This window comes from Bradyrhizobium sp. A11, from assembly GCF_042077125.1.
Taxonomy (GTDB): Bacteria; Pseudomonadota; Alphaproteobacteria; order Rhizobiales; family Xanthobacteraceae; genus Bradyrhizobium; species Bradyrhizobium japonicum_B.
Genome location: NZ_CP149509.1, coordinates 5,734,026 through 5,745,658, shown reverse-complemented (window position 1 = coordinate 5,745,658; position 11,633 = coordinate 5,734,026). Strand labels below are relative to the sequence as shown.

The following is an 11,633-nucleotide window of genomic DNA, read 5'->3' as shown; positions in this document are numbered from 1 at the left end:
GCTTAGGCGGCTCGGTTTACCTCTCCCCGTCGGGGAGAGGTGAAGGTCTGCCAATGCAGCACGCTGCCGACCAGCAGGGCCGGCAAGAAGCCGAGCACGATCAGGAAATGCGGCAGAACCTCCGACGAGACGAAGGCGATCGCGATGTCCGAGATCAGCCAGAGCGCCGCGAACATCACCGCGAAGTCCGTTCGCGGGCAGCGCAGGTAGTAGAACACGGCGGTGATGAATATCGCGGGGCCGATCGCGACCGCGATCATGATCGCGGTCAGCTCCTTCGGCGTCACCGCGTCGAGCATCATCGAGGCGAGCAGCCAGAGTGCGGCGAACATGGCGACGATGTCGAGCGGATGCCGCAATCCAATACCTCTCGCGGGGACGCGCTATCGTTGTGGCCGCAGCCGTGGCCGTCAAGTTAAAATGCGTTCATTCGTCGTCACTTCCCGGCATCGGACGCAGCATGAAATGACCGAAGGCGGTGGCGATCGGCTTCGCCGCATCGTCCTGCCATGCGCGCGCCTCGAAGGCGACGATACGCCGGCCCTGCTTCACGATCGAGACATTGGCAAACGTGTCGAGCGCGCGACCCGATCGAAGGTAATTGACGGTGAGGCCGATCGGCTTTGGCGGCGCGGCGGTACCGAGCTCGCGCGCGACGCCGATGACGGCCGTGGTCTCGAGGAAGGCGCCCGTCATGCCACCGTGGATCGCAGGCAGGATCGGGTTGCCGATGATCTGCGGCGAGAAAGGCATCGTCAGCGTGCCGTCGTCGTTGACGCGGATGCCGAGCGCGCGCGCGAACGGGCTGCGCGCGAACGGCCCGTCCGGATCCTCCGGCGCCTCCAGCACCGGGACGCTGCGTGCATCCATCTGGCGATCGGCGAGCATGTTGGTACGGTTGGCGCCGATCATGAAGCAGGCGGTCGCGGTCGCGACCGGATCGTCTTCCGAGTCCTGATAGGCGGTGGAGCGCACGAAGGCGATCGAGCGCGTGGTGCGGTAGCAGACCGAATGCGCCTTGATGTCGAGGCCTGGCGTCGCCGGCTTCTGGTAGTCGATGCGCAGGTCGAGCGTCGCGATCGCGCGCGTGCCGTCGAGTGCGAGCTGCACCGCCATGCCGCAGCTCTCGTCCAGCATCGCGGTGACGACGCCGCCATGCAGCACCCCGGTCTCGGTGTCGCCGACGAAGACGGGCCGATAGGGCAGGCTCGACCAGGCTTCGGCCGGCGCGAAGCGGTCGAGCTGGAGCCCGCTGATATGGCCGTAATCGGAGCGGCGGCCCTTGATCGCCTCGGCGAGTTCCTCGAACGGGAGCGTGGTCGGTGTGGTGCTCATGGGGACGTTCTAGACCAGTGTCGGCCGCCGCGCAAAAAGCCCCGGATAGGCCCCCGCACCGCAGGCGGTTTGGCCTCGACAGAGCGGGCCGAAGCGCCGATGGTGGGCGCTTCGTACGCCAACGAACTGCAAGGAGCGCCCATGGCCGACCCCGAAACGCCCGCCGCCAATCAGGGGCCCGTCACCATATCGAGCTCCAGCGCGGAGCGGGCGCCGATCGTCTATTTCGACGGCGCGTCCTGCTTCGGCCATCACAACGGCGCGATCCAGATCGAGCTCGCTGCGAACCTGTTGATGCCGGTCGGCGCCGCCGTCAGGGTCGACGTGGTCCAGACCGCGCACCTGCGTTGCAGCGTCGCCGCGGCGCTGGCGCTGCGCGAAGCGCTCGACAAGGCGCTAGCGATGTACCAGCAGGGCCAGAAGCAGCCGATGGCGGAGGAGATCCCGGCGGTGAAGAACTGAGATCGCATCCGGGCTACCAAGCGGCGCGGAACGGCTCCGCCTCAACCGACATGCACCTTCGGCTTCTTGCCGCCGTTCCACTTGCCGTCGAGCGCGCGCTCGATCTGGGCGGCGAGTTGCAGCAACAAGCCGTCATTGGCCTGCTTGGCGATGGCCTGGATGCCGAGCGGCAGGCCGTGGTCCTGCGTTGCCATCGGCATCGAGATCGCCGGCATGCCGCAGAGATTGGCGAGCGGCGTGAAGGCGAAGAAGCGCCAGAGATTGCCGAACCAGTCCAGCACGTCGGGATTGTCGGCGATGGTGAGATATTCCCTGGTGCCGACCTTCGGCGTCGGCAGCGCGGTGATCGGCGTCAGGATCACGTCCCACTGCTCGAAGAAGGCGCCGAAGCCGCGCGAGGTGGTGTTGAACACGCCCTGCATCTTCGCGCGCTCGGCGAAGCTGGTGTGGCGGCCGGCCTCCCAGATCCGGATGTTCATCGGCTCGATCAGATCTTCCGGCGGCTTGTCCAGCCCGCGCGCGGCGAGCATGTTGGAGATCACCACCGCGAAGTTCGAGATATAGCAGGTGGTCTGCGCGGCGAAGGCGGCACGGAAGTCGAGCTCGGGCAGCGCATGATCGACGTGATGGCCGAGGCCTTCGAGGAAGCGGCCGGCCTTCTCCAGCTCGGCGGCGATCTCGGGCGTCGCGGTATAGTCGCCCCAGCTGTGCGACAGCGCGATGCGCAGCTTGCCGGGATCGCGCTTGATCATCTCGGAATAAGGCTGCGCCGTGGTCCAGAACGGCATGAACTCGCCGGGCGCGGGTCCCCTTGCATGATCGACGAAGGCGGCGGTGTCGCGCACCGAGCGCGACTGGCAGCCCTGGATCGAGACGAGGCCGGTCAGGTCCGACATGTGGGGCGCCAGCGAGAACACGCCGCGCGAGACTTTCAGGCCGATATTGCCGTTGACGCCGGCGGGAATGCGGATCGAGCCGCCGCCGTCGGTCGCATGCGCGATCGGCACCACGCCGGCGGCAACCATCGCGGCGCTGCCCGCCGACGAGCCGCAGGTGGTGTAGTCGGTATTCCAGGGATTGCGCGTGACGTAGACGGCCGGGTTGTCGGCCGAAGAGCACACGCCGAATTCCGGCGTCGTGGTGCGTCCGATCAGGTTGAGGCCGGCCTGGCGGAATTTGCCGGTGAGGAACGTATCGGCGCTAGCGCGATTGCCGCGCATCAGCAGCGAGCCCATCTCCTGCAGCCGGCCCTTCATGGTCGGCCCGAGATCCTTCATCAGGAAGGGCAGGCCGGCGAAGGGGCCTGCGAGATTGGCGCCGTCCTTGCTGGGATCGGCGATCACGTCCTCGAACAGCTCGACCACGCCCGAGAGCGCCGGATTGACCTTGGCGACGCCCGAGGCGGCCTGGCGCGCCAGATCCTTCGCCGTCAGCTCGCCTTTGCGGACGCGGCCCGCCAGCGCGACGCCATCGTGCTGCGCCCATTCACTCCAGCTCATCGGCAAAGTCATGAAATCCAAATCCCCTCAAGGTGCGCCGCCAGCTTTTTCGCAAGGGAGGGCCTGAATCAACTGAGCCGGCGCGAGGGGCAGGGTTGCGCGGGGCGGAGGGGTCGCGGGGCGCCGTCTCAATCCGGCAGCGGTGCGAGAATTGCAACCACACATTCGCTGCCATCGCCGGCCGGGTTGCGACGAATGATGGCGGAAGTCGAAGAACCAAGTGCTGTCTCATATTCCGTCATTGCGAGAGGCCCTTACGACTTCGCTCGCAATGACGGTGCGGAGAGAGCAGGCGCAAGCTCCGCTCGTGCCCCGGACGCAGCGCAGTGTCGCTTCGACGATGCGCTGCAGAGCCGGGGCCCATCTCGCTATAGCTGTGCCGCCTCCTGGATCCCGGCCGGCGCTGCAACGCTATTCGCGTTGCAGCGCCGGCCGGGACACGTGAAGCGTCAGTCACGCGCCTCCCCACGAATGTGGCGAGATCGCATCGGTTCGAGAAAAAATCCCTTGTCGACGGCCCTCCGCCGTACCTTGATGAATCAGCCCCGGTTGGTCCATAAGCGGCGTCCCGTGGCCGGTGCTTCGCCGCCGCACCACGGGCTTGGATAGAGGGAATCTCGCGTGGCAAATATCAACCAGAAAATTGCGCAGGAGCTTGGGGTCCGCAGCGAGCAGGTCGAGGCGGCGGTGACGCTGCTCGACGGCGGCGCCACGGTTCCCTTCATCGCGCGCTACCGCAAGGAAGCGACCGGTGCGCTCGACGACGCGCAATTGCGCACCTTGGAGGAGCGTCTGGTCTACCTGCGCGAACTCGAAGACCGCCGCAAGGCCATCCTCGAATCGGTCCGCGAGCAGGGCAAGCTCGATGCCGCGCTCGAAGCCTCGATCATGGCTGCCGACAGCAAGGCGCGCCTCGAAGACATCTATCTGCCGTTCAAGCCGAAGCGCCGCACCAAGGCGGAGATCGCCAAGGAAGCGGGCCTCGAGCCGCTCGCCAATCAACTGCTCGCCGAGCCCGGCAACGATCCGAAAGTCGTGGCCGAAGGCTTCATCAATGCCGAGAAGGGCGTTGCCGATGCCGCCGCTGCGCTCGACGGCGCCCGTGCCATCCTGGTCGAGCGTTTCGACGAGGACGCCGACCTGATCGGCGCATTGCGCGAGGAGATGTGGACCAACGCGCGCATGGCCTCCAAGGTGCGCGACGGCAAGAAGACCGAGGGCGAGAAGTTCGCCGACTATTTCGACTTCTCCGAGCCGCTGACCAAGCTGCCCTCGCATCGCATCCTCGCGATGTTCCGGGGCGAGAAGGAAGAGATCCTCGACCTGCAAATTCAGGCCGAGGCCGAGGCGCCGCCGCCGGGCGTGCCCAGCGCCTATGAATTGAAGATCATGAAGCGGTTCGGCATCGCCGACCTCAAGCGCCCCGGCGACCGCTGGCTGGTCGATACCGTGCGCTGGGCCTGGCGCACCAAGATCCAGGTGCATCTGAACATCGATCTTCGCATGCGGCTGTGGAACGCGGCCGAGACCGAAGCCGTGCGCGTGTTCGCCTCCAACCTGCGCGACCTGCTGCTGGCGGCGCCAGCCGGCACCCGCGTCACCATGGGGCTCGATCCCGGCTACCGCACCGGCGTCAAGGTCGCGGTGGTCGATGCGACCGGCAAGGTGGTCGATACTGGCGTGATTTATCCGCACGAGCCGCAGCGGCAGTGGAACGAGTCGCTGGCGACACTCGGGCGCCTGGCGATGAAGCACAAGGTCGAGCTGATCGCGATCGGCAACGGCACCGCCTCGCGCGAGACCGACAAGCTCGCGACCGAGCTGGTCAAGGGGCTCGCAGAGCTGAAGATGTCCAAGATCGTGGTGTCCGAAGCCGGCGCGTCGGTCTATTCGGCCTCCGCCTTCGCCTCCGAGGAATTGCCTGATCTCGACGTCACCCTGCGCGGCGCGGTGTCGATCGCGCGCCGGTTGCAGGATCCGCTCGCCGAGCTCGTCAAGATCGAGCCCAAGGCGATCGGCGTCGGCCAATATCAGCACGACCTCGGCCAGGCCAAGCTCGCCAAATCGCTCGATGCCGTTGTCGAGGATTGCGTGAACGCCGTCGGCGTCGACGTCAACACCGCCTCCGCACCGCTGCTCGCGCGCGTGTCGGGCGTCGGCGCCGGCCTTGCGCAGAGCATCGTGGCACACCGTGACGCCAACGGCCCGTTCAAGTCGCGCAAGGCGCTGAAGGACGTGCCGCGGCTCGGGCCGAAAGCATTCGAGCAGTGCGCGGGCTTCCTGCGCATCCTCGGCGGCGAGGACCCGCTCGATGCTTCCGGCGTGCATCCGGAAGCCTATCCGGTGGTGCGCCGCATCCTCGCAGCCACCAAGAGCGACATCAAGGCGCTGATCGGCTCGAGCGAGATCGTGCGCACCTTGAAGCCGAAGGATTTCGTCGACGAGACCTTTGGTTTGCCGACCGTCACCGACATCCTGCGCGAGCTGGAAAAGCCGGGCCGCGACCCGCGCCCGGCGTTCAGGGCCGCAGTGTTCAAGGAGGGCGTCGAGGAGATCAAGCACCTCAAGAAGGGCATGATCCTCGAGGGCACCGTGACCAACGTCGCCGCGTTCGGCGCCTTCGTCGACATCGGCGTGCACCAGGACGGCCTCGTGCACATCTCGGCAATGTCCAAGACCTACATCAAGGATCCGCGCGAGGTGGTGAAGCCCGGCGACATCGTCAAGGTCAAGGTGCTGGACTTCGAGGTCGCGCGCAAGCGCATCTCCCTGACGCTGCGCCTCGACGACGAGGTCGGGCCCAAGAAGGATGCCCCCGGCATGCAGCGCGACAACGGCGCACGCAACCCTTCGCGCATGACCTCGTCGGCCCCGCGCAAGCAGGAGTCCTCTTCCGGCGGCGGCGCCCTCGCCGAAGCCTTGCGCCGCGCGGCCGAGAAGAACGGCGGCAAGCGGGTGTAGCAGCCAAGCAGCCCGACATAGGCCAGCCTCCATCCACGTCGTCATTGCAGGTCAGCGACGACGTCGCCCGCCGCGCAATGGACTTGGCGTCAGCTCGTCGCCGTCGCAGCGCGCCTCCACGGTGCGGAGATCGCGCTGGGCGACAACGGGCCGGGACTGACGGTGCAATTACGGTTTCCGTCGCCCACGAGCTGGAGGTGCGTTGATGCCGATCGACGTCTCGATATCGCGGGGTCATTGAGCCACCTCAATATGGGCCGAGGCGGATCGGCCTAGCCTTCGACCGCAATCTTGCTGCCTCAGGTTGCGGGGGGACGATGCGCATCGAATTTCCAACCGACTGGCGAAGGTATGGTGCGGCGGTCGTCACCGCGATGCTGCTGCTCGCGTCACCGGCGCGCGCGGGGTGCAGCCTCGAGGACCTCGCCAAGTCTTTCTACGGCACGCTCAAGGCAACGTATGATTGCGAGTCGCTCTGTTCCGACAGCGAGACAAACTGCGACATCGCGATCGCGCTGGATCTGGCCCTCGCCGGCGTGGCGATCCAGGGCTCGGACACGGGCAAGGGACAAGATCTGGTCGATCAGTTTTGCGCGCAGGCGACGGGCTCCGGCGACGTGATCGCCGACAAGCTGCAGGCGATATTCGGCAGCTCCATTCCGGCCGACATCTACAAGAAGCTGAAGGAGAACAGCTCGGCCCAAAAGATCGCGAAATGCTCCTGCGAAACCGAGCAGAGCACGAATTCCATTGGTTTCGACCTCGGCGAATGCGCTCAGGATTTGCTGTGCGGCGGGTTGGGGATTGGGTGCAACTGCACGCGGCCGCCGCCGCAGAAGGCTTATTGCGGGTCGGTCGACGTCAAGCATTGCCAACCCATGGGTCACTTCGACCAGATGAAGGATCCAGCCTGCATCCCGTACAGCTCCATCTCCAATTGCAATCCGAACTGGCAGAAGTGCGGATACGGCGACAACATCCCGACGGTCGCGAAAGCGGACACGCCGGACGGAACACTGGCCATCTGGCTGCCGCCGACGCAGGAGAATACCGGCTGCGACCCCGTCCAATCCTGCTTCTGTCCCAAGCCGATGGTCCCGGCTTGGCATGAGGTGCCAAATCCAGGGACCGACGTGCATCGCTGGCTGTTCGCCTGCGATTGCCCGTATGAAGCCGATAATCCGGATCGCCAGACGCATCCCGGCCCGATCCTGCCGAGCGGACTGTCACAGTGCCTCTGCGACAACACGAATCAGCCGGCAAATCTCGGCTTCGCGCCGTTCGGCATGTGCCCGCCGCCGGCATGTCCCGCGGGACAGATACGCATCGGCCAGAGCGGCGAATGCGTGAAGCCGTGCGCGGATCCGACCCAGGGCATGGCGTTCGACGGCAGCTGCTGCAACCCCGCGCAGATGACGACCTGCGGGCAATGCTGCCCGCCAGGGACGATACCCGATTCGAACAGCGGCACCTGCGTGCCCAAGCCAATCGTGAAGTAAGGGGCTGCAATCGTGAAGCCTCGCCGACACGACTCGATCTCAACCGGTGGCCGCGCGATGCGGCGGTCATCCGCACCAGCGTTTCGCCAGGTCGGTTCGAGCGCCTCGTGGATTGCGGCCGTCATCGCTGCCATGATCGTGATGGCGTCGCCAGCACGGGCGGGCTGCAACCCCAGCGACATATTCGATGCCGCCAAGCAGTCGGTGAGCGGACTGTCGGATTGCGCAGGGGCCTGCGCGGACGGCGTTGGCTGCGCTGCGGCGGCTGCGGCGACCGGCGTCCTCACCGAGGTCGCCGCGGCGGCGGGGCAGGGTGCGGTCGATTCGTTCTGCAGCAAGGTGCAGGGCACCGCCTCGCAGATCCTCGGTCAACTGCAATCGGCGGGCGGCTCGAAGATCGGGCAGAACGTGCTCGGCGAGCTTGCCGATGTGCTGTCCGCTGTCGGCTCGCCGGCGAAGGTCATGCAATGCGCCTGTGCGACCGAGCAGGGAGTCGGCGCGCTGGGCAGCGACCTTGGCGACTGCATGGAGGACGCGTTGTGCTGGCTTCAGGATCAACTGGGGTTCGGCTCCTGCGACTGCACGCGGCCGCCGCCGGCGCTCGCCAGTTGCCCGTCGATCGATGTCAAGAAATGCAAGGAAGACCACAGCTACTCGGGAATCTGGAATCCGGCATGTATTCCCTCCGGCTCCATCGGCTACTCCAACCCGAACTGCAAGAGCTCCGGGAGTTACATGGAGCCCTGGCAACATACGTTGACGTGTACCACGACGGCCGAGGGAACTCTTGTCGTGACATTGCCTCCAACTGCCGAGGGTACCGGTTGCGGAGGTGCCTACTACTGCTTCTGCCCAGCACCGATGAAGGCCGACTGGCACCAGGTTCCTAATCCCGGCTCCGGCGACGCCCGTTACGCCTTTTCGTGCGATTGCCCGGATGGCACGCATCCCGGCGAAACGATGCCGAACGGGATCTCCTCCTGCCTGTGTGACAACACGAACCAGGCCGCGATCTTCGGCTTCGCGCCGTTCGGCATGTGTCCACCGCCGGCGTGCCCCACCGGACAGGTCCGCATCGGGGGAGTCGGCGATTGCGTAACACCGTGCGCCGATGCGAGCCAGGGCATGACCTTCGACGGCAGCTGCTGCAATCCCGCTCAGATGACCTCGTGCGGGCAGTGCTGTCCGCCCGGCACCTTGCCTGACCCGAAGAGCGGCACCTGCGTCCCCCGACCTCAGCCCCCGAAATGAGGCGACACAACATGATGGATCATCGTCGACACAAATCGCTCGTCGTCTCAGCCCGCGCGATGCGCTGCATCGCGATCGCATCGAGCCTGGTTCTGGCGCTCGGCAGTGCGGCCTCGGCTCAGGCGCCGCGCGGCGTCTACGCGCCGGGGCAGGCTGCGGTCACCGGCTTCTCCGGTGGGCTCCGTCCATTCGAGATCGAGCTCGGCCAGGACGCCGATGCGCGCTCGTTCATCGATCCCGACGGACCCTCGCTGCGTGTCGTCGATCTCAGCCGCATGGGCGGTCCACCGGAGGCGCAACTCGTCGGAGCGCCAAAGCCCTTCACGGTGAGCGCGAAATGGATCGGGCAGGTGTTCGGCGTCGCCCTGGACGACCAATCGCCCGCCAACATCTATGCCGCGGCAACCTCGGCCTACGGGCTGTCGATCGTTGCGCCCGGAAGCGATGGCAAGCCGCAGCACGTCAGGTTCGGGACAAACGGTGCGGCTTTCATGCCGGCGCAGTGGGGACCCGGAGGCGGGCCCGGGTCGATCTGGAAGATCGACGGCCTTACCGGCGAGGTGAAGCTGTTTGCGAATGTCGTCACCGCCGGAAGGGCGAACTCGGGCGCAGCGCTCGGCGGACTGGCCTACGATCCCGCTACGAAGTCGCTGTTCGTCGCCGACCGCGAGACGGGTCTCATCCATCGCTTCGGCATGAATGGCGCTGATCTCGGCGTCTACGATCACGGCACAACCGGCACCGCCGCCGTCGGGATTGCGCCCTCGCCGGCAGCTGCCGGGTCCGGCATCAATCTGACCAGCCCGCAATTCGACAGTGCGCGGCCCGAGACCTGGGGCTACGCAGAGCCGGGACGGCGGGTGTTCGGCCTCGCGGTGCGCGATCATCGTCTCTACTACGCGGTCGCCGAGGGATCGCGGATCTGGTCGGTCGGCCTCAATGCCGATGGTTCGTTCGGCCCGGACATCAGGATCGAGGTGGCGGCGTCGCTCGCGGCCGGCGCCACCGAGATATCGCGCATCACCTTCGATGACGCAGGACGGATGTATCTCGCCGAGCGCCCGGCACCGACCGGCGCCCAGGATTTCGAAGCGCTGTCGGTGCCGTCGATCGGCCGCGTGCTGCGCTATACGGTGATCGGCGTCACGGAGGCAAAGCAGCCGATCTGGCAGGCCGTGCCGGACGAATATGCGGTGGGCTTTCCCGAGACCTTCCGCAACGACAATGGCGGCGTCGCCATCGGTTACAGCTACGACCAGCACGGCAACATCAATCCGCGCTCCTGCGGCGGCTTCGTCTGGACCACCGGGGAGCAGTTGCGGCACGCCACCGATCCCAAGCTCGCCACACAGATCGGTCAGAGCGATATGCTTGCAATCGACGGGCTCCAAGGCAATCCGGCCTGGCGCATCCGCCGTGACGACGCGCCGCCGCGGCTCAGCTATTTCATCGACTATGCCGACGCGCCGCCGGATCTGTCCGCACGGGGACATCTGGGAGACATCGCCATCCTGCGCACCTGCGCCGAACAGCCGGCACAACTTCTGCCGGGCTTGCGCCCCGTCGGCGTGCCGCTGCCGCCGCCGCCGCCGCCGAGCTTCCGAGCCTGTCAGACCCATGTGTGCGGCCCCGGGGGCAAGCCCGTATGCCCGATCAATCAAGTGTGGAGCAACGGCGCCTGTGCCTCGGACTGCGCAAAGTCCGAGACTCTGGTCAACGGCAAGTGCTGCTCAGCGGTTGATCTTCGGCCCGGCGGCGCTTGCGGCAATCCCTCGACCGACATCGGCAAGCCGATGTGCGGAACGACGCAAACGGCGATCGGTCCCAACCACGAGTGCTGCGAGAACGATCACATCTATACCGGTTCGGGCGGGGCGCAGCTTTGCTGCGCGGGTGCTCTGGTCAACGGCAAGTGTCAGCAATTCATTCCCAAGATTCCGGGCGGGATATGTCTGGACTGCTGTTCGCCGGGTTACGTGAAGATCGCGGGCAAATGTTGCCTGAAGAGCCAGGCGACCTCGAAGGGGGTGTGCTGTCCGGTCGGCCAGACTCCGAGCGCCGACGGAACGCAATGCCAACCGAAGTTCAAGATTCCGAAGATTTCGCTTTGTTGTGCCGCCGGCTATGTGCCAACCGCGGCGGGAAAGTGCTGCGCGGCCGGAAACCTGACGTCGAGCGGCGAGTGCTGTCCTGCCCCGGTCAATCCGAACGATCGCTCGCAGTGTGTCGCACAGAGCGGCAAGAAGTTTTCGCCGCAGCAACCCTGCGCGGCAGGCGAAACGCGTGACGACAAGGGCACCTGCGTGGCGCGCACGCCGAAGCCTGTGCCGGTCAAGCCTTCGCCCGTTCCCGTGCCGCGTCCGTCGAAGCCGAAGGCGCCTGGAGAACGTGAGCCTTCTACGAGCCGTCCGATCAGCTGTCCGGCCGGAACCGTCCCAGGGCCGTTCGGGAAACGCTGCTTGCCGGCCGGACCTCGCCGGGTTGCGCCGCCTCAGCCTAGCCGGGTTGCGCCGCTTCAGCCCGGCCGTGTTGCGCCGCCTGTGCGGCAACGGGAGCGCTAAAATGCTGTTGAGAGGTAAGTGGAGGAATTCGGCAATGCCAACGATGATCGACAGACCAAGGCTTG

General features: G+C 66.2%; 8 protein-coding genes. 5 read left to right on the top strand and 3 right to left on the bottom strand.

The genetic code is table 11. The features are described 5' to 3' along the window. Nucleotides 1-2: 2 nt before the first annotated feature. Entirely contained in the window at nucleotides 3-359 is a 357-nt protein-coding gene (locus WI560_RS26965; RefSeq protein ID WP_375305625.1) for a hypothetical protein, read from the bottom strand. A gap of 67 nt (nucleotides 360-426) precedes the next feature. Beyond that, nucleotides 427-1,335 (bottom strand): PaaI family thioesterase, encoded by a 909-nt coding sequence (locus WI560_RS26960; RefSeq protein WP_375305624.1) that lies wholly within the window; start codon nucleotides 1,333-1,335, stop codon nucleotides 427-429. A gap of 141 nt (nucleotides 1,336-1,476) precedes the next feature. On the opposite strand from WI560_RS26960, the gene WI560_RS26955 reads away from it, so the two are divergent. Then, nucleotides 1,477-1,797 carry a hypothetical protein gene (locus WI560_RS26955; protein ID WP_257178188.1) on the top strand — a complete coding sequence of 107 codons (321 nt, stop codon included), beginning with the start codon at nucleotides 1,477-1,479 and terminating at the stop codon, nucleotides 1,795-1,797. A 41-nt stretch (nucleotides 1,798-1,838) separates the two neighbouring features. Here WI560_RS26955 and WI560_RS26950 read toward each other — a convergent pair whose 3' ends face one another. Further along, nucleotides 1,839-3,308: an amidase gene (locus WI560_RS26950; RefSeq protein WP_375305623.1), complete on the bottom strand. Its 1,470-nt coding sequence runs from the start codon at nucleotides 3,306-3,308 to the stop codon at nucleotides 1,839-1,841. 609 nt (nucleotides 3,309-3,917) lie between these two features. Between WI560_RS26950 and WI560_RS26945 the strand changes: the two genes are divergently transcribed. The 4 genes from WI560_RS26945 (at nucleotide 3,918) to WI560_RS26930 (ending at nucleotide 11,568) form a co-directional block, all read left to right on the top strand. Then, nucleotides 3,918-6,257 (top strand): Tex family protein, encoded by a 2,340-nt coding sequence (locus WI560_RS26945; RefSeq protein WP_375305622.1) that lies wholly within the window; start codon nucleotides 3,918-3,920, stop codon nucleotides 6,255-6,257. A gap of 374 nt (nucleotides 6,258-6,631) precedes the next feature. Then, a complete protein-coding gene (locus WI560_RS26940; protein ID WP_257232180.1) occupies nucleotides 6,632-7,756 on the top strand; it encodes a hypothetical protein in 1,125 nt (374 codons plus the stop codon). A gap of 57 nt (nucleotides 7,757-7,813) precedes the next feature. Then, a complete protein-coding gene (locus tag WI560_RS26935; protein WP_375305621.1) occupies nucleotides 7,814-9,007 on the top strand; it encodes a hypothetical protein in 1,194 nt (397 codons plus the stop codon). A gap of 11 nt (nucleotides 9,008-9,018) precedes the next feature. Continuing rightward, the gene (locus tag WI560_RS26930) at nucleotides 9,019-11,568 is read left to right on the top strand and encodes a hypothetical protein (RefSeq protein ID WP_375305620.1); all 2,550 of its coding nucleotides are present in this window, start codon (nucleotides 9,019-9,021) and stop codon (nucleotides 11,566-11,568) included. The last annotated feature ends 65 nt before the right edge of the window (nucleotides 11,569-11,633 follow it).